This window comes from Actinoplanes philippinensis, from assembly GCF_900113015.1.
GTDB lineage: Bacteria > Actinomycetota > Actinomycetes > Mycobacteriales > Micromonosporaceae > Actinoplanes > Actinoplanes philippinensis.
This window is the reverse complement of record NZ_FONV01000001.1, coordinates 326,821-349,723: the sequence shown is the minus strand read 5'-3', so window position 1 is coordinate 349,723 and position 22,903 is coordinate 326,821. Positions and strand designations below refer to the sequence as shown.

Genomic DNA, 22,903 nt, shown 5'->3' with positions numbered 1-22,903 from the left:
CTCAAACGGTTTGTCTAGAAAAGATCACTGTCGCGATCACGGCGACCGCGGCCACCGCGACCGGCGCCGGCGGCAGCGCGACCTCCGGGAGCCGGGCGCGGACCAGGGGCAGGACGATCTCGTACGCGGTGAGCACCGCCGCCGTGGCGCCCACCGGGTTCCGCATGATCGTCGCCACACTCGCGGCCAGCAGCAGATCGAGCAGCAGCCCGCCGGTCGCGCCCGGCTCACCCGCCAGCAGCGCCGCGACGAGAGCCACCGGCCCGGCCGCCGCCAGCAGGGCGACGGCCTTCGCCACCGCCAGCAGCGGCCGCCGCGGCACGGCCAGCAGCGCCGCCCGGATCTGCCCGCCGCCCTGATACTCGTGACCGGCCGCCAGCACGCCCAGGACCAGCACACCGATCTGGGCGTACGGGACCGCGCCGCGCTCCGGGCCGGCCGGCCGCAGCAGGATCGTCACCGCCCACGTCAGCGCCGCGGTGACTTTCAGTGACGGCAGAGTGGCGAGTTTGATCACCTCGGCCCGCGTCGCGGTGATCACGGCTCGCGCCTGCTTCGGTCCCGGGTTCACGGCTCGCGCCTGCGGAACATCCAGCCGCCCAGGATGAGCAGGGCGGCCACCCAGGCGGTCATCACCACACCCGCGGTGACCGGGGCGATGTGCACGTCACCGACCTGGTGGAGGAACATGTGCGCCCCGACGATGTCCGGCAGGTAGGCGGCCAGCGGTGTCACCTTCGTCAGCAGGTAGGACACCGACACCACCGAGCTGTTCACGATCAGCACGGTCAGCGTGACGACCCCACTGCGGAAGATCAGGGTCAGGGCGTACGCCAGCAGGCCCAGCAGCACCCAGTAGAGAACCACGGCCGCCGCCCGCCCCGGGGACGCCGCCGGCACCAGGTCGCCGAGCACCATCCGGCTCAGCGTCAGCGTCACCACCGAGGTGATCGCCCCCTGAGCCGCCACGAGGAGGCTCAGCGCCACCCCCTTCGCCACGAGCAGACGCCCCCGGCGGGGCATCGCCGCCAGCGTGGCCTGCAGTTGCCGAGCCCCCGGCGCATCCTCCCCGGTCGACGTGTACTCGCTGCTCAGCACCACCACCCCGAGAATCAGAGCGCCGAGCAGCCCGATCCCCAGCGGCTGGAACGCGGCATCCGACGGGTCCGCGTGAAACCCCTCCTCGATGGCCTTCCGGGTGCCGCCGGCGCTGACGAACACCAGCAGCGGCGCCGCGACCAGCCCCAGCACCAGCCCCACCCAGGCGGTCGGCAGGCTCAGCAGCTTGCGCAGCTCCGCCCGTACCGGCCATCCCCAGCTCCCCCGGACGGCTCCGCCTCTTCCCTGGACGGCTCCGCCTCTCCCAGCGGCGCCGTGGCCGTTCACCATGACGCCCCCTCGCCGGCGGTCCGGGCCAGAAAGGCGTCCTCCAGCGTCGCGTGGCTCCCGACCACCTCGGCGAGGGTCCCGTCCGCCTTCACCACGCCGTGATCGATGATCACCACGTCGTCGGCGGTCTCCGCGAGCTCGCCCATCAGATGGCTGGAGAGCAGCACCGTCCGCCCTTCCGCCGCGCTGTCCCGCAGGAACGCCCGCATCCACCGGATCCCCGCCGGATCGAGGCCGTTCACCGGCTCGTCCAGGATCAGCACCGGCGGATCACCGAGCAGCGCCGCCGCCAGCCCCAACCGCCGGCTCATGCCGAGCGAGTACCGCCCGGCCCGCTTCCCGGCCTCGCCCGCCAGCCCGACCAGCTCCAGGACCTCGTCCACCCGCCGCTTCGGCAGCCCGTTGCTCGCCGCCATCCAGCGCAGATGCGCCCGCGCCGTCCGCGCCCGATGCGCCCCGCTGCCGTCCAGCAGCGCCCCGGCCACGGTCAGCGGACGGTCCAGATCGACGTACCGCCGCCCGTCGATCAGCGCCCGCCCACCCTGAGCCCGGTCCAGCCCGAGCAGCACCCGCAGCGTGGACGTCTTGCCGGCCCCGTTGGGCCCGAGAAACCCGGTGACCCGCCCGGCCCGAGCCTCAAAACTGACCTCGTGCAGAATCCGGGCCCGCCCCCGAACCCGGCTCACACCCTCGATAGTGATCATCACCCCAGTCAAGCCGCCCCGCCCGCCGACCACATCGGACCGTGCTCCGGTTTCCCCGCCGCCCCTGAGACCCAGGTCCGATACCACCGAACTCCCACCCAGCTCCCAGCCACGAACCCACCGGGTCGCCGCTGCCGTCGCCGCGTCCGGCCGCTGCCGTCGCCGCTCTCGCTCTCGCTCTCGCTCTCGCTCTCGCTCTCGCTCTCGCTCTCGCTCTCGCCCTCGCGCCAGCCCTCGCCCCGGCCCCCGCCCTCGCCCCCGCTGTCGCTGTCCGCGGCGCACAGCGTCGTCCGCACCGCTGTCGCTGTCGGCGTGGTTCGCGCCGTCGTTACCCTCATCGCTTTGTCGCTGTCCGCGTCGCTGTCGCTGCCGCCCTCGCCTTCGCCCCTCGTCCCCGTCGACGTCCTCGCCCTCGCCTCGCGCCAGCCCTCGCCCCGGCCCCCGCCCTCGCTGTCGCTGTCCGCGGCGCGCGGCGTCGTCCGCACCGCTGTCGCTGTCGGCGTGGTTCGCGCCGTCGTTACCCTCATCGCTTTGTCGCTGTCCGCGTCGCTGTCGCTGCCGCCCTCGCCCTCGCCCCTCGTCCCCGTCGACGTCCTCGCCCCTCGTCTCCGTCGTCGCCGGTCGGCCGGAGTCGTTGTCGTCGGCGTCGTTGTCGTCGGGCGGGCAGTCCTGCTGGCGCGGGCGGTGCCTGTCGGCGGGCGGGTCTACGACCCTGGTCGGAGAATTACAGTCATGGCGGTGAACGCGTTCGAGCGGCCGGCCTGGCGGAGCAAGGCGGTTCCGGTCGTGCTGGTGGTCGTCGCCGTGCTGATCATGGCGATGTGCACGGTCGGGGCCGAAGGGCCGGCGGCCCGCGTGATCCCGGTGCTGATCGGTGGTGGGGCCGTCGCCGCAGCGGTCTGGGCGGTGCGGCGGTGGCGTGCCGACCGTGCCGAATACGAGCGCCGTCTCACCGCGTGGGCGGCCACCGAAGCGGTTCTCGCCGAGCGGCTGCGGATCGCCCGTGACCTGCACGATCTGGTGTCGCACGGGCTGGGGTCGATCACCGTGCGGGTGGCGGCCGCCCGCTACGAGCCGGGGCCGGACCAGATGCGGGCAGCTCTCGACGACATCGAGTCCGCCAGCCGGGAGACGACGGCCGAGCTGCGCCGGATGCTCACCGTCCTGCGGGATCCGGCCGCACCCGGCCCGCGCGCCCCGACCGAGGGTCTCGACGCGTTGCCGGAGATCATCCGAACCGCGCTGACCGCCGGGCTGCGGGTCGATCTGACCAGCGGCGAACTCGGCGAGGTAACGCCCGGCGTCCAGGTCGCGATCTGCCGCACGGTCCGCGAAGGGCTGGCCAACACGGCCCGTCACGCGGGGCCCGCGGACGTGGCGGTCCGGATGCGCCGGGACGGTTCGCACGTGGTGGTGAGCGTCTCGGACAGCGGCCCCGTCCCCGGCTGGCGGCCGACGCCCGGCGCGGGTCACGGTCTGGCCGGCCTCCGCGAACGAGTCGGCAGCCTGGGCGGCACCCTGACCACCGAACGCGTCGACGGCGGCTTCCACCTGGTCGCCCGCATCCCCGACGAGCCCCCGTGACGCCGCCGGGACCGGCCGGGGTCGTACCGCCGAAGCCGGCGTGCTCGCGGTGGGCGGTGGTGGGGAGTTGTGGGTGAGGGCTGGGGAGAGGGTGGGGCGGGGTGTGGGTGGGCGGTAGCGGCGAAGCCGGGGACGGGCAGGGTGCGGGTGGGGGAGCGGTGGCCGTACCGCTGAAGGTTCTGCTTGTTGATGATCAACCGCTGCTGCGGCGCAGTCTTGCGGTCGTTATCGGACATCAGCCTGATCTTGAAGTTGTCGGGCAGGCCGGGGACGGTGCCGAGGCGGTGGTGCGGGCGCGGGCCACCCGGCCGGATGTGGTGCTGATGGACGTCCGGATGCCCGGGCTGGACGGGCTGACCGCGACCAGGCGGATCTGCGCCGACCCTGCGCTGGCCGGCACCCGTGTGCTGGTGCTGAGCATGTTCGAGCTGGACGAGTACGTGTACGAGGCGCTGCAGGCCGGCGCGTCCGGGTTCCTGTTGAAGGACAGCCGGCCGGAGGACCTGGCCGATGCGGTGCGGCGGACGTGCCGGGGTGAGTCGCTGTTCGCGCCGTCGATTCTGACGCGGCTGGTCGCGCACTATGTGGCCGCGCCCCGGCCGGAACGTCCGGCCGGGGCGCTGCGACGGCTCACGCCACGCGAGGTGGAGGTTCTCGCGCTGATCGGAAACGGTCTCGCCAATGACGAGATCGCTGCCGCCCTGGTCATCTCGGTGAAGACGGTGAAGACGCATATCACGCATCTGCTCGCGAAACTGTCCGCCCGCGATCGTGCTCAGCTGGTGATCGCCGCCTTCAACGCGGGACTGGTCCGCCCGCGATGACGGCCGGAACGGGGTGCGGACGAGAACGGGTGGGGATGAGAACGGTCGCGGATCAGAAGGGACATTGCTTCCAGGCGACCCGGTAGATGGTGTCGAGATTGAGGTCGGACGAGTCCATGGTGATGAAACTGGTGGTGGACTTGTTCGACCAGCCGCGGTTGACCTTGAGTTCGGTGTTGATGTTCAGATAACGGGAGGAACCGCACGGGAGCCAGGTGATCGCCTCCACCTCGATCTCGTCGGTGACCTGCCACGAGTCGTCCATGAATCCGCTGAACTGGTACTTGCTGACGCCCGTCTTCGACATGCCCTGGAAGTAGTAGAACGCCGTCTCGGACGCGGTGGCGCCCTCCTCGAGCCGGGCGTATCCGCGGTAGTCGGCGCGCGCGATCCCGTAGGTGTAGCCGGACGGGATCAGCACGTTCAGCGCGATCTGGCACTGTTTGCGGTAGTCGAGCGCACCGGACTGCGGGCCCACCTCGGCGACGAACTTGCTGTACGAGACGGTGAACGCCTTGTTGTCGGGGGAGACCTCGACCACGGCGCTGCCCTGGGGGCAGCCGGATCCGTTCGCCGACACCACCGAGATGGTCATGTCGTCGGGCGGCTCGACGATGTGCGTGCCGGGGGCGGGAACGCCGCCCAGGGTCGACAGCAGCATGGCTCCGGCGGCGATCACGTTCAGCATCGGGTGCCTCCTGGAATGGTGCGCGGAAATGGGTACGGAAATGCGCGCGGCGGGCAGACTTGTGCCTGCCGGATGCGCTTGGAGAAACGTACGATTCACCAGTTGGACAGCGCAGGGGATATTGCGAGGGAAACGCCTGCCAGTGGGGGGCGGAACGGGTAAATTGCCCGTCCGGGCGCACGCGCCCCGGCCTTCTGGGCAGACTTTCGCAAAGCGGGCACGGATCGATCGGATCAATGCTAAGAACCTCGACAGCGGACCGTCGGCGATGCCACGGTGAGGGCATGACTGACATCGACCCCGCTGAAGAGAACAAGAGACGTTTCCTCGATGCGTTCGGCCGGTTCGCGGCCGGGGAGATCGAGGTGCTGCGCGAGATCATCCGGGAGGATTTCGTGTCGCACACGGTCGGCGCCCCGCCCGGACGGGACGCCTGGATCGAGTTCATCCTCGCCTCGCCGATCGCGACCGCGCAGATCGAGATCCAGCACGTCATCGCGGACGCCGAGTTCGTGGTGGCGCACTACACGCTGATCCCGGCCGAGGGGCCGAACGAGGACGTGGTCGACATCTGGCGGTTCGAGGACGGCCTGATCGTCGAGCACTGGGACGTGAGCCGGTCGGTCGCCTGACCCAGGTCCCTATATCTCCTATGTGTTTAATGGGTTATGCTGGTCGCCTCTACGACAGGGAGACATCATGACGACCGTGCATGACCTGCGGCGGGTCGACGGCGAAGCGTTCCGGCAGCTTCTCGACCGCAACGCGATCTGGAAGCGGATGGTGACGGTGGGCGACCGGCTGCCGATCCAGCCGCTCTACGAGGTGGATCTCGGCCCGATCCACCTCGACCGGCTCCTCGGCACCGGCCCCCTGGTGCTGGTCTTCGTCCGCTATGCCGGGTCCGCCTGGTGCGAGGACCTGCTCCGGGCCTACGCGACCGAGCTGGAGCCGGCCCTCACCGACCTCGGCGCCCACCTGGTCGCGGTCAGCCCGCAGGCCCCCGGCCGGCTCGCCGATCTCAAGCACCGTGACGACCTGCCGTTCCTCGTCGCCGCCGATCCGCGGCACGTGCTCATCGACGCGCTGCGGATCGGCTTCACCAGCCCCGGCGCCGACAAGCCGCTCGGCACCGGCCGCTCGGTGCTGCCGTTCGCGTCGGTCGTCGTCGTCGACCGGTCCGGCCTGGTCCGCTTCGCCGACGTCCGGCCCAACTGGCTCGACCCGCTGCCGGCCGGCCGGGTCGTCGCTGCTGTTCGCGCGCTCGGGGTTGCATCGACGTATTGACATGTCACCGGCCCGCTGAAACGCTCGCCGAGGTGGGAATCATCGATCGGCTGCAAGCCGACCCGGGGCTCTGGGCCGACCTCTCCGCCGGGGGAACGCCCCTCGTCGAGCCGTGGGACGACGACCACGTGCGGGTCACCTTCCTGTGGCGGGGCGACGCCGAGCGGACCCGGATCTGCTGGGGTCTCTGGGACGACCTGACCCGGATCCCCGGCACCGACATCTGGCATCTGACCCGGGTGATGCCGGCCGCCACGCACACCGTCTACTACCTGGCCCACGGCGACGGCGACGCCATGCCCCGCGACCCGTCCGGCGCCGGGGCCGCGCACGTCGACCCCGGGAACCCGATCCGCCAGCACTTTCCCGCCGACCCGCTGGACCCCACCGACCACGACGTGTGGGCCTCGGTGCTGCGGCTGCCCGGCGCCCCCGCCGAGCCGTGGACCGGCCGCCGGCCCGGCGTCACCCCGGGCACGCGCGAGACGCGCACCCTGCACAGTGCGGTGTTCGGCGGTGACCGGCACCTGGTCCTGCACCGGCCGGCCGGAGTGCCCGGCACGGGGCTGCCCACCCTGGTGGTCTTCGACGGGCACAACTCGCGGGAGGTGCTGCGGATCCCGGAGACCCTGGACAACCTGGTCGCGGCGGGGCGGATCGCGCCGTGCACCGCGATCTTCGTGCACCTGCCGGAGGCGGCCCGCGACGACGAGCTCGGCGCCGTCCCGGCGCTGCGTGACTTCATCGCGTCGGAGGTGATGCCGTTCGCGCGTACCACCTGGGGAACGCCGGACACCGGAGGCCGCAACATCGTCGCCGGCGCCTCCCGCGGTGGCCTCGCCGCCGCCTATCTCGCGCTCGAGCTGCCGGAGGTGTTCGGCGGGGCGATCTGCCAGTCCGGCAGCTTCTGGTGGGGGCCCGACGGCGAGCCGGAGTGGCTCACCGGCCAGGTCGCCGCCCGGCCCCGCGCCGACGTGCGCTTCTACCTCGACGTCGGCGCCTCGGAGACGACCCCGGGCCCGACCGGCGCGACCCAGGTCGAGGTCAACCGCCGGATGCGCGACGCGCTGCGCGGCCGCGGCTACGACGTGCACTACGCCGAGTACGCCGGATCGCACGACTACGTCAACTGGCGGCGCACCTTCGCCGACGGGCTGCTGGCGGTAAATCGGTCGCGCTGATCGACGACGGGCTCTAGATTCGTCGACATGTTCACGCCCGGTCTGCAGCTGCCCCTCGCGGTGGCTCCCGTGCGTGCGCTGATCGAGCACGATTCGCGAATCTGACCCCTTCCCGTTGGCAGCAGAACCCGGGGGAGGGGTCGCTGCTCCGTGCGTGGTTCTGGCGCGACCCGGCTGGCATCGGGCCCGCGCGTCACCCTTCTGCCTCGCATCCAGTGAGGAAAATCCATCATGGCCAAGAGCCAGTTCGTCCGGAACAAGCCGCACCTGAACATCGGCACGATGGGTCACGTCGACCACGGCAAGACGACCCTGACCGCCGCGATCACCAAGGTCCTCGCCGACCGCGACCCGGCCTCCAACCGGTACGTCGCGTTCGAGGGGATCGACAAGGCGCCGGAGGAGGCGCTGCGCGGCATCACCATCACCATCGCCCACGTCGAGTACGAGACCGCGTCCCGGCACTACGCCCACGTCGACATGCCCGGCCACGCCGACTACGTGAAGAACATGATCACCGGTGCGGCGCAGGTGGACGGCGCGATCCTGGTCGTGTCGGCCCAGGACGGGTCGATGCCGCAGACGCGGGAGCACGTGCTGCTGGCCCGGCGGGTCGGTGTGCCGTACCTCGTGGTGGCGCTCAACAAGAGCGACGCCGTCGACGACCCGGAACTGCTCGACCTGGTCGAGCTGGAGGTCCGTGAGCTGCTGTCGCAGTACGGGTTCCCCGGTGACGCGGTGCCGGTGGTGCGGGTCAGCGCGCTCAAGGCGCTCGAGGGCGACCCGCGCTGGGTGGACTCGATCGCCGAGCTGCTCGACGCGGTCGACGGCTACGTGCCGATCCCGCCGCGGGAGCTGGGCGAGCCGTTCCTGATGCCGATCGAGAACGTGCTGTCGATCTCCGGCCGGGGCACCGTCGTCACCGGCAAGGTGGAGCGTGGCGAGCTGCGCGCCGGCGAGCCGGTCGAGGTGGTCGGCCTCGGACCGACCGTCGCCAGCGTCGCCACCGGCCTGGAGACGTTCGGCAAGGTGCTGGAGTCGGCGCAGGCCGGCGACAACGCCGCCGTCCTGCTCCGCGGGGTCAAGCGCGAGCAGGTGCAGCGCGGCCAGGTCCTTGCCGCGCCGTCCAGCGTGCGGCCCCACCGGGTCTTCACGGCACGGGTGTACGCCCTGACGAGCGCCGAGGGCGGCCGGCACACGCCGTTCGCCGCCGACTACCGTCCACAGTTCTACTTCCACACGACCGACGTGTCCGGCGGGATCGACCTGGGCGGCCTCGACCTCGTCATGCCCGGCGACACGCTGGACGAGGTGACCGTCACCCTCGGCAAGCCGATCGCCCTGGAAGCGGGCATGGGCTTCGCGGTCCGTGAGGGCAATCGCACGGTCGCCGCCGGCACGGTGCTCGCCGTGCTGGACTGATCCGGTGTGGAGGGGTGTGCCCGGGCTCCCGGGCACACCCCTCTCAGACGGTGGCCGGCCGCCGGGTCCGGGGCGCCAGGACGCGGTGGACGATGAAGTACTCGGCGACGGCGATGTTGCCGGCCAGCGACAGCCACGCGCTGGACGTGTAGATCTCCGCATACTCCAGGTCCGGCATCAGCGGCCACACCTGCAGCAGGATCAACTGGTAGATCCGCAGCGTCACGGCCGCGAACGTCAGCGTGTAGTTGCGGATCATCCACACCCGGTGCGCCTTCACGTCCCGGCGGCGGATGGTCCGGTACGCCTGCGCCGCCGTGTACAGCCAGGCCGCGATCAGGGCGAAGAACGCCACCTGCAACGCGAAGCCGCTCCTGGTGACCGCCGCCGACCAGGTCGCGGCGAGCGACGCGACGACGACGGCGATCAGGTAGACCCGCCCGGCGATCCGGTGCGCGCGGGGGAACCGGGTCCGTAGCCGGGTCACGAACTGGAACGGCCCGATCGCCAGCGCGGTGCCGGCCGGCAGAGCGTGGATCACCAGGCTCGTGTAGTAGCCGGGGATGCTCCGGTCGAGCCCGGGCACCGTGGTGCCGCCGACCAGGTACGGCGGCACGAAATAGGCGGTGATGCCGAGTGCCGAGACGGTCAGCAGCACCCAGAGGAACCGCTTCACCGGCCGGCCGCCGGCAGGGCCGCGACCAGGGCGGCGAGCTCGGGGTCGGCGGCGTAGCGGCGGTGGTGCAGGGCGGCGATCCGCGGGCCGAAGTCCGGGTCCTCGTCGTCCGACACGTCGTACGTCTCGATCCGCTCGGCCAGCGGCAGGCCCACCCGGTCGGTGTGGGTGTGTGCCGGGTGGATCAGGTACTCCCAGTAGCCGTCCAGGTCCTCGATGACGAACACGGCGCCGAAGTCGAAGCCGGTGCCGTGCTCCCGGCCCACGGTGAACGACGTCACCGCCGGGATGACCCGGCCCTGTTCACGCAGGCACGCCAGCACCTCGTCGATCTGTTCCGGTGTCACGTCCGCCTTGGGCTTCATCCGGACGATGTGGTGGATCATCGGTTTCTCCTCGATCTGCGGTTGCGGCACCGATCCTGTCCGGGCGGCGGGCCGCGTCCATCGGCACTCGTTGCCTAACCGCCGCGCCGCCCGCGATTAGGCAACGAGTGCCGACGCGGGCGGCGGCCGCCCGGATCGACAGTGGTGCGGTGTACGAACCACAACATTCGAGGAGTGCGGGGATGACCGTCACCGCGACGCAGATCGTGATGCCCGGCCCCGTCGAACCGCACGGGCTCCAGCAACGCGAGATCGACCTGCCGGCCCCGTCGGCCGGGCAGGTGACGCTGCGGATGGAGGCGACCGGCGTGTCCTTCGCCGAGCAGCAGATGCGCCTCGGCCGCTACTACGACCAGCCGCCGTTCCCGTTCGTGCCCGGCTACGACGTCGTCGGCACGGTCGTCGCGACCGGGCCGGGCGTCGACCCGGACCTGACCGGCCGGCGGTTCGCCGCGGTCACCAAGACCGGCGCGTGGGCCAGCCACCTGCTGCTGGACGCCGCCGACCTGGTCGCGGTGCCGGATGGCCTGGACCCGGCCGAGGTGGAGACCGTCCTGGTCAACGGGATCACCGCGTGGCAGATGCTGCACGGCCTGGCGAAGGTGCGCCGGGGCGGGACGATCGTCGTGCTCGGCGCCAACGGCGGGGTCGGCTCGACGCTGCTGCAACTGGCCCGGCACGCCGGGATCACGGTGATCGGCACCGCGGCGGAACGCCATCACGCCCTGGTGCGCGCGCTCGGCGCCACCCCGGTCGACTACCGGGACCCGGACATGTACGAGAAGATCCGGGCGCTCGTGCCGGGCGGCGCGGACGCGGTCTTCGACCACGTCGGCGGGCCGGGCCTGAAACAGTCCTGGCAGACGCTGCGACGCGACGGCACGCTCGTGTCGTACGGGGCGGCGTCCGCGAAGAACGACGACGGCAACGCCCGGCTGCCGTTCCTGACCGCCTACGCCCGGATCAAGCAGTGGCACTACTCGCCCAACGCGCGCCGCGCCCACCTCTACAACTTCTGGGACGGCGTCAAGCAGCGCGACACGTTCCGGGCCCGCCTGCGTGACGACCTCACCGCGGTGCTCGGGCTGCTGGCCGAGGGCGTCCTGGTCCCGCAGATCGCGGCCCGTCTGCCGCTCGGCCGGGCCGCCGACGCGATGGTGCTGGCCGAGTCCCGTACGGTGGCCGGCAAGGTCGTCCTGATCCCGGACGGCCGCTCATGACGCTCGCGCTCGTCTCCGTGCCCGGCGCCGGCGAACCCGTCCTGCGCGACGTGACAGTGCCCGCGCTGCGCCCCGGCGAGCTGCGCATCCGCGTGATCGCCGCCTCCGTCGACCCGATCGACCTGTTCCTCGCCGGCGGCGCCGGGCACGCGGCCTTCGGGCTGGCCGGCCCGGTCGGCCTGGGCGCGTCGCTGACCGGGACGGTCGTCGAGGTGGCCGCCGGCGTGGACGGGTTCGCGCCCGGTGACACGGTGGCCGCCGCGCATCCCGACTTCACCGCCGAGGCCCGCGCCCATGCCGAGGAGACGGTGGTCCCGGCGACGGCGGCCGCGCTGCTGCCGCTCGTGCTGGACCCGGTCGACGCGGCGTCGCTGCCGCTCAACGGCCTCACCGCGGCCCAGCTGCTGGACCGGCTCGGCCCGGCCGCGGGCCGGTCGCTGCTGGTGACCGGGGCGGCCGGCGGGGTCGGCGGGTTCACTGTCGCGCTCGCCGCCCGGGCCGGCTGGACGGTCACCGCTCTGGCTCGCGACGCCGACCGCGGCTTCGTGCTCCGGGCCGGCGCCCGCGACCTGCTCACCGTGCTGCCGGACCGGTCGTTCGACGCGGTGGTGGACGCCGCCGTGCTGGGCGGCGCGGCGCTCGGCGCGGTCCGCGACGGTGGCGCGCTGTCCGCTCTGACCTCGGCGAACCCCGCGTCCGCCGAGCGGGGCGTCACGGTCACCCACACCGGTTCCCAGCCCGACGGGGTACGCCTGGCGCAGCTGCTCACCCTGGCCGCCGAAGGCGTGCTGGAGCTGCGGGTGGCCGGCCGGCTGCCGCTGGCGCGGGCCGCGGCCGCCTACGCGAACGTCGCCGCGGGCGGGCACCGAGGTCGCTGGCTGCTGCTGGCATAGATCCTGGTGACGGTCGTGCGAGGGCGGCCGCTATCGTCACGACATGTCCGCATACGCCCCTGACCCCGGTCGCCTCGTCGGCCGGGCCGCCGAGAGCGGTCGGGTCACCGCCCTGGTCGAGACCGCCCGGTCCGGTCAGGGCGGGGCGCTGCTGCTCACCGGCGAGGCGGGCATCGGCAAGAGTGCCCTGCTGGAGCACGCCGCCCGGGCCGCCGCCGGGTTCCGGATCGCGGAGGCGTCCGGGTCGGAGTTCGAGCGGGAGTTCCCGTTCGCCGGGCTGCACCAGATGTGCGTGCCGATCCTGGGCCTGCTGGACGCCGTGCCCGCCCCGCACCGTGATGCGCTGCGGGTGGCGTTCGGCCTGACGACCGGCGCCCCCGACCTGCTGCGCATCGGCCTGGCCGCGCTGGAGCTGGCCACCGCGGCGGCCCGCGAGCAGCCGCTGCTGTTCCTGGTCGACGACGCGCAGTGGCTCGACCCGGCCTCGGCGCGGGTGCTCACGTTCCTGGCCCGCCGGCTGGCCGCCGACCCGATCGCGCTGATCGTCGCCGCCCGTCCTTCGCCCGCGCCGTATGTGGGAGACGGGATCCCGGCCGAGCTCGCCGGTCTGCCGGTCCTGACCGTCGCCGGGCTCAGCGACGACAGTGCCCGGGAGCTGCTGTCCGCCCGCAACCCGCTCCCCCTGGACGAGCGGGTCCGCGAACGACTGGTCGCCGAGGCCTCCGGCAACCCCCTGGCGCTGCTCGAACTGCCCCGCGCCGGCGGTTTCGCGCCCCCCGCCACCTCCTCCGCGCCCACCCTGGTCGAACGCGGCTTCCAGGCCCGGCTGGCCGACCTGACCCCGGGCGCGCGCCTGCTGCTGACCGCCGCGGCCGCCGACCCGACCGGCGACCCCGGCCTGCTCTGGACGGCCGCCGCCGAGCTGGGCGCCGACGTGTCCCGGGCGAGCGCGGAGGCCGCCGCCACCGGGCTCGCCGAGTTCACCACCCGGATCCGGTTCTGCCATCCGCTCGCCCGGTCGGCGGTCTACCGGGCCGCGCCCGCCGATCAGCTGCGCACCGTGCACGCCGCGCTGGCCGCCGCCACCGACCCGGCCGTCGCACCGGACCGCCGGGCCTGGCACCGGGCGCTGGCCTGCGGCGGCCCCGACGACGACGTAGCCGAGGAGCTGGAGCGCTGCGCCTCCCGGGCACAGGCCCGCGGCGGGGTCGCGGCAGCCGCGGTGTTCCTGGAGCGGGCTGCTGCGCTGTCGCTGGACCCGGAGCGGCGTGTCGCGCGCACCCTGGCCGCGGCCCAGGCACACGCCGACGCCGGACACCCGGACACCGCCGCGGAACTGCTGAGCACCGTCGACACCGCAGCCCTCGACGACCGGCGGCATGCCGAGGCCGACGTGCTGCGCGGCCGGATCGCCTTCACCCGGTCCGAGGACGACACCGGCCCGGCACTGATGGTGCGCGCCGCCCGCCGGCTGGCCGGAGCCGACCCGGACCGGGCCCGCGAATGTTTCCTCGACGCGGTCGAGATGGGCCTGGTCATCGGCCGGGCGGGCGGCCTGATCGGCCAGATCATGACCACGGTACGCGCGGAGGCGCCGGAGCCCACCGCACCGGACGTCCTGGAGGCGCTGATCGTGCTGGCCACCGAGGGCCACCGGGCGGCCGAGCCGCTGCTGCGGGCCGCCCTGGACGGGCTGTGGACCCGGCGGCCGGCGCTGGCCTCGATGATCGCCGCCGAGCTGTGGGACGTGCCGACCCTCACCACGATCGCCGACTGGCTGGTGGCGACCGGCCGGGAATCCGGCTCCCCGGCGGCTCTGCGGCTGGGCCTCGGGCAGACGGTGGTCACCGCGACCCTGGCCGGCGACCTCGGGCGGGCCCTCGCCGCGACGGCCGAGGAGCAGGCGATCGCCGAGGCGACCGGCGGTACCCCGCTGCTCTACCACCGGCTGCACCTGGCCGCCCACCGCGGCCGGCGCGACGAGATGCTGGCCCTGGCCGGCGCCGCCACCCGGGGCGCCGGGCACGTCACCAACCTGCACTGGACCCTGGCGCTGCTGCACAACGGCCTGGCCGACCACCCCGCCGCGCTGGCCGCGGCCCGCCGCACGGACGCCCACGGCGACCGTTTCCTCAGCGTGCCGGTGCTGCCGGAGCTGATCGAGGCGGCGGTCCGCTGCGACGAGCGGGCACTCGCCGCCGATGCCCTCGACGACCTGACCGAACGGGTACGCGCGACCGGCACCCCGTCCGGCCTCGGCGTCGCGGCATCGGCGCGGGCCCTGCTCACCGGGGTGGAGGACCACCACCGGGAGGCCGTTGAGCAGCTCGCCGACAGTCCGCTGATCCTGTACCGCGCCCGGGCCCACCTGCTCTACGGCGAGTGGCTGCGCCGCCGCAACCGCCGCCGCGACTGCCTGGTGCACCTGCGTGCCGCCCACGACATGTTCGCCCGGTCGGGCGCCGAAGGTTTCACCCGCCGGGCCGCCACCGAGCTGCGCGCCACCGGCGAGCGGGTGTCCGCCCGCCCGGCCGGGGCCGCCCACGAGACGCTGACCATGCAGGAGATCGCGGTGGCCCGGCTGGTCGCGGCCGGCGCCACCTCCAAGGAGGTGGCGATCCAGCTGTTCATCAGCAAACGGACGGTCGACGCACACCTGCGCACGATCTTCCGCAAGCTGGGCGTGACCGCGCGGTCCCAGCTGCGTGGCCATCCCGGCCTCTAGCCCAACCGGGCCGGCCCGCGCCGGCAAGCGATCGCCGTGGGCGGAAGGGGTTCCGCCGGCGCGGCACTGCCGAAGCCGGATGACCTCCTCCTCGCCCACTGCCGCCCGGCTGACCGTGGCCCGCCCATGGGACCATGTCGATGTGAAGAGTGACGAACTGCAGCATAGGTTCACCATTCCGGCAACGCCCGAGGCGGTTGTGTCCCATTTGATGCAACCGCAGAGCTATGTCGGGCTCAACGGCTTGGTGGTCGCCGTTCGTGACATTCGTGAGGAGGATGGTGCCACCGCGTACACCGCGATCGAGCGCCTGCCGTTGCTGGGCTTCCATTTTCACAGCCCGCTCAAGGTCCGCGTGCGCAGTGAAAAGGACGGCAGCCGGTTCATCATGGAGGTCGACACCCGCGGCGGAGTGCAGGTGCGGATCGTCACCGATCTGAGCCCGGCGCCCGAGGGGGCGACGGCCGACGACACCATTACGCTGACTGCTGCCGCGCCGGTGCGCTGGTACGCCCGTAAGCAGGCACGCGCTGGTCAGCTGCACCGGGCGCGGACACTGGCGGCCCGGTTCGCCTGAGCCGCACGCACGGTCGGTAATGACTCCTCAAGGCTCGTCGAGGCCGGCGCTCAAGGGACCGGTACCCGTGACCGCCGGCACGGCGCGTTCGTCCGTGCAGTTCCGCTCACTCCTCGGATGAGGCGATCATGAACCTGAGAGGGTGCCGGGTGGCCCGGTATCCCCTGCCTTCGGTTGGCTCGACGGTGATGGGGCGTCGTGTGGACGTCCGGAAGGGCCGCGGGCCCGCGGCCCTTCCGGAACGGGCGCTACTCCGGCGCGTGCTCCTCGGTGTACGGCGTGGTGACGCCCCGGTAGGCGAGGTGCATGATCATCCCGTTGGCGCCGTGCTGGAAGTTGTGGCAGTGGTCCATCCAGATGCCCGGGTTGTCGGCGCGGAAGACGACCTCGTAGACGTCGCCGGTGCTGATGTTGAGCGTGTCGGTCCACCACGGGCTGCCGGTGGCCGGCTCGCCGTTGCGGGCCAGCACCCGTACCCGGTGGCCGTGCAGGTGGAACGGGTGCTCGACGACGCTGCGGCTGGCGATCCGCATCCGGACGAGCTCACCCTCGGCGACCTCCAGCGTGGGCACGGCCGGGTAGAGCCGCCCGTTGATGAGGCTGCTGACGTAGGACAGCCGTCCCTGGCTGAACCCGAAGCCGTCGTCCAGCCGCAGGTCGTAGGTCCGCTGGTACGCGCCGGTCTCCGCGGCCGGGCCCGCGCCGTAGGTGAGCGGGTCGAAGCGCCCGCCCGCGTCCGCGGTCACCGGCCCGGACGCCCCACCGGGGCTGAGCGTGAGCGTGGCGCCGGGGGTGTCACCGACGGCGGCGGTGACCGGCCCGTCCGGCATGGTGAACGTGACGTCGTGACGGCCACCCGCGGCGAGCGGCAGCTCGGTGCCCGGCGCGAGCGGTGTGGCGCCCTGGACCTCGTTGCCGTCGATGGCGGCGACGGTGAACGGGGTGCCGGACACCTGGATGGTCTGCGGCTCCGCGGAGCTGTTGACCAGGCGCAGCCGCACGGTGCGCCCGGCGGCGGCGTCCTGCCGGGCCGGCCGGTCGTCGCGGTCGAGGGCGACGACCTCGGCGCCGCCGGCCGGCCAGGCGTGCACGAACGCCGTACGGTCCACCTGCTCGGCCACCGCGCCCGGCTCCTCGACGATCAGCGCGCCGAACAGGCCGCGCTCGACGTTGCGCAGGGCGTCCCGGTGGGTGTGGTACCAGAAGGTGCCGGCCCGGGTCGGGACGAACCGGTAGACGTGCCGCCCGCCCGGCGCGACGGCGTCCTGGGTGACGCCGGGCACCCCGTCCTCGGCGTTCGGCACGTCGACGCCGTGCCAGTGCACCGTCACACCCTCCGCGACATCGGTGTTGACCAGTGTCACCTCGAGCAGTTGTCCGCGGACCGCGCGGATCTCCGGGCCGGGGGAGGAGCCGTTGAAGGTCAGCGCGTCCACCGTCCGCCCGGAGGCGAGCGTCACCGTGGACCGGGCGGCGGTCAGCGTCACCCGTACCGCCGGGATCTGGTTCTGCGGCCCGGTGAGCTGAGCGACGCTGATCCGGCCGGCGTCGCCGTGCCGGTGTCCGCCCGCCGTCGCGTTCGCGCGACCGGCGACGACCAGGGTGACCGCCGGGACCAGCAGGAACGCGGCGGTCAGCCACGGCAGGCGGGCCGCCCGGGACCCGGTGTCGCGGCGGGCGGTGACGGTCGTGGACAGCGCGGCGACCACCCCGAGCGCCGCCGCCGACCCGGCGAGCACCGGCACGGTGTCCTGTGGCGCGAACGGCGCGAGCAGCCACCACACCGACAGCGCCGAGCCGGCCGCGGCCACGTGGGCGGCGGTGCGGCCCGGGCGCACGGCAGCCCCGGCGGCCGGGAGCAGCGCGAGCGGGATCTGCACGCTCAGCCGCGCGTCGGCCAGCAGCAGCCCTCCGGTCAGCAGCAGCAGCGCGGCGGCGAGGCGGGCCACGGCGAGCGCGGCCAGCGAGTACAGCCAGGGGCGGGTGGCCCGGACCCCGGCGACGGGCGCGACGATCAGGGTCGCGACGGCCAGGGTGAGATCGGTGAGGATGAGGATTCCGTACACCGTCTCACGATGTGCCGGAGGGCCGGTCGCGCGCGTCGGCACCGATTGCCTACTTCGGCACCTGCTGGTCCAGTACGGCCCGGACGGCGCGCATGGCGAAGAACAGGTCCGACTTGATTCGCGCGATCGGGACGCCCCGGCCGGCCGCCAGCTCCGCCAGGGAGGCGCCGCCGTAGTAGGTCCGCACGATGAGCTCCCGGTCGGCGGGGGCGAGTTCGCGCATCGCCGCGACGACGGCGGCGGGAGGCATGGTGGCCCGGCGGTTCCCGCCGCGGAGCACGGTGCGGGCGGTCAGCAGCAGCCACGGCCGGACCCCGAGGTCACGTCGCGGCTCGCGCGCGGCCCGGGACAGGGTCTCGTCGAGAACCTGTTCGGTGGCCGTCTCGTCACCGCCGGTGTGGCGCAGCACGTAGGCGTGCAGGGCCGGCAGGTGCGGCCGGACCATCCGTTCGAACTCCTCCGCCGCACGGTTCGACGCGGCGGCGTGGCGGCCCATGCCGGACTCCTTCAGCGATCGAGGACGCGTGCAGCCGCCCATGATGCTCGACCGGTCCCGCCGGGAACACGGGGAAACTACCCGGATCACTACGTGGATCTCCCCGGCCGACCCACTACCGTGCCTCTATGGGCACCGCCACGTCCGCGCGCGGACCGGCCGGAAACCTCCCCGCCGAACTGACCAGTTTCGTCGGCCGGCGGCAGGAGGTCGCCGGGATCCGGCGCATGCTGTCCACCAGCCGGCTGGTCACGCTGACCGGTCCCGGCGGCGTCGGCAAGACCCGCCTCGCGCAGCGGGCCGGCGCCGATCTGCGGCGCGCCTTCCCCGACGGGGTGTGGTTCGTCGGGCTCGCCGAGCTGCACGACCCGGACCTGGTCGCGGTGACCGTCGGCGAGACGCTGGGCCTGCACGAGGACATGACCGGCCTGGACCCGGCCGGGCTGGCGCGTTTCCTGGCCGACCGGCAGGCGCTGCTGATCCTGGACAACTGTGAACACCTGGTCGCCGCCTGCGCGAGCCTGGCCGAGACGCTGCTGCGGGCCTGCCCCGACCTGCGGATCCTGGCCACCAGCCGGGAGGCGCTGCGCGCCGACGGCGAGTCGGTCCGGACCGTGCAGCCGCTGTCGGTGCCCGGCCCCACCGACGCCTGTACCCCCGGCGACCTGCAGAGATACGAGTCGGCGGGGCTCTTCGTGGACCGGGCTGCCGCGGTCCTGCCGGATTTCCGGGTCACCGAGGACAACTGCGCGACGATCGTCCGGCTGTGCCGCGCCCTGGAGGGGGTGCCGCTGGCGATCGAGCTGGCCGTGGCCCGGCTGCGGGTGCTGTCGCTGGAGCAGATCCTGGAGCGGCTGACCGACCGGTACCGTCTGCTCACCACCGGCGCCCGGACCGCTCCGCCGCGGCAGCAGACCCTGCGCGCGCTCGTCGACTGGAGCTGGGACCTCTGCTCCGAGCCCGAGCGCATCCTCTGGTCGCGGGTGTCGGTCTTCTCCGGCGGTTTCGAGCTGGACGCCGTCGAGGCGGTCTGCGCCGACGACCGGCTGCCGGTCGACACGGTCCTCGACGTGCTCGGCTCGCTGGTGGAGAAGTCGGTGCTGATCCGGGCCGGGACCGGGACCGCCCGCTACCGGATCCTCGAGGTGACCCGCGAGTACGGCGCCGCCGAGCTGTCGGCCGCCGGGGAGGCCGCGGAGATGGCCCGCCGGCACTGCCGGTGGTTCGCCGAGCTCGCCGCGCACGCCGACCGGATCTGGGTCGGCCCGCAGCAGACCGCCGTGATGGAACGGCTGCGCCACGAGCGCGCCAACCTGCGGGTGGCGCTGGAGCACGCGACCACGCAGGGCCCGCCGGAGACGGCGCTGCGGTTCGCCGCCGACCTGCAGAACCACTGGTTCGTCCGCGGCTACTTCTCGGAGGGCCGGCACTGGCTCGACCGGGCCCTGGCGATGCCGGCGCCCCGGCACTGGACGCGGGTGAAGGCGCTGCGGGTGGCCGCGTGGATCGCCGGCATCCAGGGCGACGCCGACCGGGCCGGCCCGCTGCTGGCCGAGGCGGCCGCGCTGGCCGGCACGCTGCCCGCGTCACCCGAGCGGGCGTACCTGCCGCTCATCGAGGGGGTCTTCCACCTGTGGCCCGGCGACTACGGGCGGGCGCTGCCGCTGCTGGAGCGGGCGCTCGTCGCGTTCCGGGAGCTGAACATCCGCAACGGCGAGCTGTGGACGCTGATCGTTCTGGGCCTGTGCCGTGGCCTCGCCGACCGGCCGTCCAGCGGCTATCCGGACCTGATCGCGGCGAAGGACCTGGGCGCGGCCACCGGCGAGGTGTGGTGGCAGTCGTTCGGGCTGTGGGCGCTGAGCGTGCTGCGCTGGCGCGACGGCGACCACGCGGGCGCGACCGCCGCCGCCAAGGAGTGCCTGGCGGTCGGCGAGGCGGTCGACGGCGAGCAGTTCGCGGTCGGGCTGGGCGTGGAGTCGCTGGCCTGGATCGCCGCCCACCAGCACCGCGACGAGCGGGCCGCCACACTGCTGGGCGTGTCCCGGCGGATGTGGCAGGAGATGCACACGTCGCTGGCGCCGTTCCGGGTCCTGCAGGAGTGGCACGACCAGGTGGTGGAGCAGGTGCGGTCGCGGCTCGGCGCGGACGTGTTCTCGGCGGCCGTCCGGCGCGGTTCCGGGCTCTCCACCGCCGACGCGATCACGATGGCGGTGGAGAGCCCGTCCCGGGCACAGGCGCCGGAGCCGGCGGCCGATGTCGCCGCCGGGGCCGGGCTGACCAGGCGGGAGCGCGAGGTCGCCGTGTTGATCGCCGAGGGGCTGAGCAACCGGGACATCGCGGCCCGCCTGGTGGTGGCGCAGCGTACCGCCGAGGGGCACGTGGAGAACCTGCTGAGCAAGCTCGGGTTCACCTCGCGCACGCAGGTGGCCGGCTGGCTGGCCGGGCAGCAGGGGCCACCCGCGGGCTGACGTCGCTCAGCGCAGGCCGGGCACGTCGATGACGATCAGCTCGGTGTCGTCGGCACGGCCCGGGATGCGGCCGTCGTTGCCGGGGAAGTTGTTGTCGTTGGCGACCAGCACCCGGTCCCCGCCGAGCGGCAGCACCGACTCGACCGACTGCAGCGGAAACGAGAACAGCTCGCCCACGCCGTACTCGCCGGGCCGCGCCGGGGTGGAGACGCTCTTCGGGTCGGCGATGCGCATCAGGTCGGCGGCGGTACGCCGGGGCAGTGTCCCGTCCGCGGCGGCCTTGTCGAGATCGGTGACGACCAGACGCTTGACCACCGACTGCTGCCCCATGCCGTTGTCGCGCTCGATCAGCAGCAGCCGCCGCCCGTCGAGCACCGCCGCGTCACCGACCAGCAGCGACGGGTCGTCGACCAGGAACGACCAGGTCCGGCCGGTGTAGCGGTTCTTGCGTACGTCGAACTCATACACGATCCGGCGGCGCTGGTTCGTGTCGTCGGTGCGGGCGCCCTCCAGGATCGGGTAGAGCGTCCGGCCGTCCCGGCTCGCGGCGAGCGCCTCGAAGCCGCGACTGGCCGGCACGGTCGCGGTCTCGCCGGCGGCCAGGTCCGGCGACTGCGGCGACTTCCCGCCGTCGGGCAGCGGGATCGGCGCCTGCAGCACCTTGCCGGTCCGGTCCACCTTGATCAGGTACGGCCCGAACTCGTCCCCGATCCACAGGTTGCCCCGCGCGTCCCGGGCCAGCGACTCGATGTCGAAGTCTGCGCCGGTCAGCAGCCGGTCCCGGGTGTTCTCGTTGACGATCGGGAACGGCACCCTGTGGTCCGGGTCGCGGAAGCTGACGAACCCGTTGACCGTCACCCGGTGGCGGCGGTGGTCGGGGGTGATGTCGTAGGCCCGGAGCAGGAAGTCCGCCGAGTTGTTCTTCGCGCCGAACCCGTTGTCCGGCATGGCGAGCAGCCGGTCGCCGGCGAGCGGCAGCACCGCCGAGAAACCGGGGACGGGCTGTCCCGGGAACGGGGCGGCGATCCCGTTGACCGGCGCGGTCGGCAGCTGGGTGCCGGAGACCGGCCCCCGCTGATAGGCGGTCGCCGGCAGGATGGCCCGGCTCCGCAGGGTCGCCTCCGGCCGGATCGTCACGGCGAGCGTGTAGAGCCGGGTGATCTGGGTGGCGCTGCCGTTGTCGTCGGAGAGCAGCCGCAGCACCCGGCGGCCACCGGGCAGCGTCGCGCCGAGCGCGGCCGCCTCGATGTTGTCGAGCAGCGGGTTCGGCTGCGGCTGCTTCGCCGTCGCGCCGGCCGGCGGGCAGTTCGCGATGTCGGCGATCAGCCGTTTGCCCAGCCACGTCCGCGGATCGGTGACCGCCGACAGCGACGCGACGCCGGTGACGTCCGGGGCGCCGGTCGCCGACACCTGGTAGACGCGGACGGTGTTGCCGGCGCCCGCGGTGAAGCCCCGCTCCACCGACAGCAGCTGGTCGCCGCCGAGCGCCACCAGCTCGACCAGGCCGAGGCCCGGGTCGGGGCGGTAGGCGAGCTGCTCGGCGACGGTGTAGGCGCCGCCGGCCCGGCCGGTGTAGCGCAGGATCCGGTTGTTGCCGGCCCCGTCGGCGGCGAGCGCGCCCTCCATGCCCGCGAAGATCACCCGATGGTCGGGCGTCGCGGTCAGCGCCTCGAAGGTCTGGTTGACGGCGGCCTCCCCGGCCGGGGTGACCCGGAAACGCGACGGCACCGGCAGCGAGGCGATCTCCCGCCCGTCGCTGAGCCGGAACCGCCGGATCGACGGCTCCTTCTCCGAGCTCGCCAGGACGGTCCGGCCGCCCGGTTCGGCGATCAGACCTTCACCGTCAAAATCGCCTCCGGTGTACGGCGTGCCGTCCGCCCTGGTCAGCAGGGTGACGCCGGTGACCGCCGGGGTGGCCAGGTTCACCGAGTAGAGCCGCGCCGGGGTGGTCCCGATGTTGTCGACGAGCGCCAGGGCACGGTCGGCGCCGGTGGGCGCCAGCGCCGACAGCCCGGCCACCGGGGTGCCCGCGAAGGTCGTCTTGTCGAGCGCGTCGGAGAAGCCGAGCAGCGACGCCTCGGTCGAGCAGGCCCGGTCGGCAGGGGGAGGTGTCGCGTGTGCCGGGACCGCCGGAGCCAGGAGCAGCGCGGCGGCCGCGGACGCGAGAATCGCTTTGTCAGCCACGCACCGCACCATGCGGTGCCGGTCCGAACAGGACATGAACACCACGCCCGCCGCAGGCGTCGGTTCAGCTAACCGGGTGAACGCGGTGATCTGTGCCATAACCACTTGTCCGGGCCGATCGGCGCCCCGAAGA

The 22,903-nt window shown here is 73.3% G+C and carries 20 protein-coding genes; 11 read left to right on the top strand and 9 right to left on the bottom strand.

The window, feature by feature from the left end; all coding sequences use genetic code 11:
- Position 1: 1 nt before the first annotated feature.
- Genes BM290_RS01580 through BM290_RS01570 form a run of 3 tightly spaced genes read right to left on the bottom strand, consistent with a single transcriptional unit; the run spans position 2 to position 2,093 of the window.
- Entirely contained in the window at positions 2-541 is a 540-nt protein-coding gene (locus BM290_RS01580) for a hypothetical protein (protein WP_093609146.1), read from the bottom strand.
- Positions 542-567: 26 nt separating this feature from the next.
- Complete coding sequence (locus BM290_RS01575) at positions 568-1,389, bottom strand: hypothetical protein (protein WP_203779118.1); 822 nt, start codon at positions 1,387-1,389, stop codon at positions 568-570.
- Positions 1,383-2,093 carry an ABC transporter ATP-binding protein gene (locus BM290_RS01570; RefSeq protein ID WP_093609856.1) on the bottom strand — a complete coding sequence of 237 codons (711 nt, stop codon included), beginning with the start codon at positions 2,091-2,093 and terminating at the stop codon, positions 1,383-1,385. Before BM290_RS01570 ends, BM290_RS01575 begins: the two co-directional genes overlap by 7 nt.
- 342 nt (positions 2,094-2,435) lie before the next feature.
- On the opposite strand from BM290_RS01570, the gene BM290_RS01560 reads away from it, so the two are divergent.
- Both BM290_RS01560 and BM290_RS01555 read left to right on the top strand, forming a co-directional pair.
- Positions 2,436-3,677, top strand: coding sequence for a sensor histidine kinase (locus tag BM290_RS01560; protein ID WP_218163272.1), 1,242 nt, complete (start codon positions 2,436-2,438; stop codon positions 3,675-3,677).
- A gap of 179 nt (positions 3,678-3,856) precedes the next feature.
- Positions 3,857-4,501, top strand: a complete 645-nt coding sequence (locus BM290_RS01555; protein ID WP_373871022.1) for a response regulator — start codon at positions 3,857-3,859, stop codon at positions 4,499-4,501.
- Positions 4,502-4,553: 52 nt separating this feature from the next.
- On the opposite strand, the gene BM290_RS01550 is transcribed toward BM290_RS01555, so the two are convergent.
- On the bottom strand, positions 4,554-5,189 hold the full coding sequence (locus tag BM290_RS01550) for a DUF4360 domain-containing protein (RefSeq protein WP_093609138.1): 636 nt from the start codon (positions 5,187-5,189) through the stop codon (positions 4,554-4,556).
- 284 nt (positions 5,190-5,473) lie between these two features.
- On the opposite strand from BM290_RS01550, the gene BM290_RS01545 reads away from it, so the two are divergent.
- The 4 genes from BM290_RS01545 (at position 5,474) to tuf (ending at position 9,079) form a co-directional block, all read left to right on the top strand.
- Positions 5,474-5,821, top strand: a complete 348-nt coding sequence (locus BM290_RS01545) for a nuclear transport factor 2 family protein (protein ID WP_177319530.1) — start codon at positions 5,474-5,476, stop codon at positions 5,819-5,821.
- A 67-nt stretch (positions 5,822-5,888) separates the two neighbouring features.
- The gene (locus BM290_RS01540; RefSeq protein ID WP_093609134.1) at positions 5,889-6,476 is read left to right on the top strand and encodes a redoxin domain-containing protein; all 588 of its coding nucleotides are present in this window, start codon (positions 5,889-5,891) and stop codon (positions 6,474-6,476) included.
- Between the two features lie 32 nt (positions 6,477-6,508).
- Positions 6,509-7,657 (top strand): alpha/beta hydrolase-fold protein, encoded by a 1,149-nt coding sequence (locus tag BM290_RS01535; RefSeq protein ID WP_093609132.1) that lies wholly within the window; start codon positions 6,509-6,511, stop codon positions 7,655-7,657.
- Positions 7,658-7,888: 231 nt separating this feature from the next.
- Positions 7,889-9,079, top strand: coding sequence for an elongation factor Tu (tuf, locus tag BM290_RS01530; protein WP_093609130.1), 1,191 nt, complete (start codon positions 7,889-7,891; stop codon positions 9,077-9,079).
- A gap of 43 nt (positions 9,080-9,122) precedes the next feature.
- On the opposite strand, the gene BM290_RS01525 is transcribed toward tuf, so the two are convergent.
- Both BM290_RS01525 and BM290_RS01520 read right to left on the bottom strand, forming a co-directional pair.
- Positions 9,123-9,755, bottom strand: coding sequence for a DUF2306 domain-containing protein (locus BM290_RS01525; protein WP_093609128.1), 633 nt, complete (start codon positions 9,753-9,755; stop codon positions 9,123-9,125).
- Positions 9,752-10,141: a Dabb family protein gene (locus BM290_RS01520; RefSeq protein ID WP_093609854.1), complete on the bottom strand. Its 390-nt coding sequence runs from the start codon at positions 10,139-10,141 to the stop codon at positions 9,752-9,754. Before BM290_RS01520 ends, BM290_RS01525 begins: the two co-directional genes overlap by 4 nt.
- A 182-nt stretch (positions 10,142-10,323) precedes the next feature.
- Between BM290_RS01520 and BM290_RS01515 the strand changes: the two genes are divergently transcribed.
- The 4 genes from BM290_RS01515 to BM290_RS01500 all read left to right on the top strand — a co-directional run bounded on the left by BM290_RS01515 (position 10,324) and on the right by BM290_RS01500 (position 15,556).
- Positions 10,324-11,361 (top strand): medium chain dehydrogenase/reductase family protein, encoded by a 1,038-nt coding sequence (locus BM290_RS01515; RefSeq protein WP_093609126.1) that lies wholly within the window; start codon positions 10,324-10,326, stop codon positions 11,359-11,361.
- Positions 11,358-12,254 carry an alcohol dehydrogenase catalytic domain-containing protein gene (locus BM290_RS01510; protein WP_093609124.1) on the top strand — a complete coding sequence of 299 codons (897 nt, stop codon included), beginning with the start codon at positions 11,358-11,360 and terminating at the stop codon, positions 12,252-12,254. Before BM290_RS01515 ends, BM290_RS01510 begins: the two co-directional genes overlap by 4 nt.
- Before the next feature lie 43 nt (positions 12,255-12,297).
- The gene (locus BM290_RS01505; protein ID WP_093609122.1) at positions 12,298-14,979 is read left to right on the top strand and encodes an ATP-binding protein; all 2,682 of its coding nucleotides are present in this window, start codon (positions 12,298-12,300) and stop codon (positions 14,977-14,979) included.
- Positions 14,980-15,121: 142 nt separating this feature from the next.
- Positions 15,122-15,556: a hypothetical protein gene (locus BM290_RS01500; protein ID WP_093609120.1), complete on the top strand. Its 435-nt coding sequence runs from the start codon at positions 15,122-15,124 to the stop codon at positions 15,554-15,556.
- A 248-nt stretch (positions 15,557-15,804) separates the two neighbouring features.
- Here BM290_RS01500 and BM290_RS01495 read toward each other — a convergent pair whose 3' ends face one another.
- Together BM290_RS01495 and BM290_RS01490 are read right to left on the bottom strand one after the other, a co-directional pair.
- Positions 15,805-17,622 carry a multicopper oxidase family protein gene (locus tag BM290_RS01495; RefSeq protein ID WP_177319529.1) on the bottom strand — a complete coding sequence of 606 codons (1,818 nt, stop codon included), beginning with the start codon at positions 17,620-17,622 and terminating at the stop codon, positions 15,805-15,807.
- A gap of 49 nt (positions 17,623-17,671) precedes the next feature.
- Positions 17,672-18,118: a sigma factor-like helix-turn-helix DNA-binding protein gene (locus tag BM290_RS01490; protein WP_177319528.1), complete on the bottom strand. Its 447-nt coding sequence runs from the start codon at positions 18,116-18,118 to the stop codon at positions 17,672-17,674.
- Between the two features lie 128 nt (positions 18,119-18,246).
- Between BM290_RS01490 and BM290_RS01485 the strand changes: the two genes are divergently transcribed.
- Positions 18,247-20,586, top strand: a complete 2,340-nt coding sequence (locus BM290_RS01485) for an ATP-binding protein (protein ID WP_093609114.1) — start codon at positions 18,247-18,249, stop codon at positions 20,584-20,586.
- Positions 20,587-20,592: 6 nt separating this feature from the next.
- On the opposite strand, the gene BM290_RS01480 is transcribed toward BM290_RS01485, so the two are convergent.
- Positions 20,593-22,770: an esterase-like activity of phytase family protein gene (locus BM290_RS01480; protein WP_239143320.1), complete on the bottom strand. Its 2,178-nt coding sequence runs from the start codon at positions 22,768-22,770 to the stop codon at positions 20,593-20,595.
- Between the last annotated feature and the right edge of the window lie 133 nt (positions 22,771-22,903).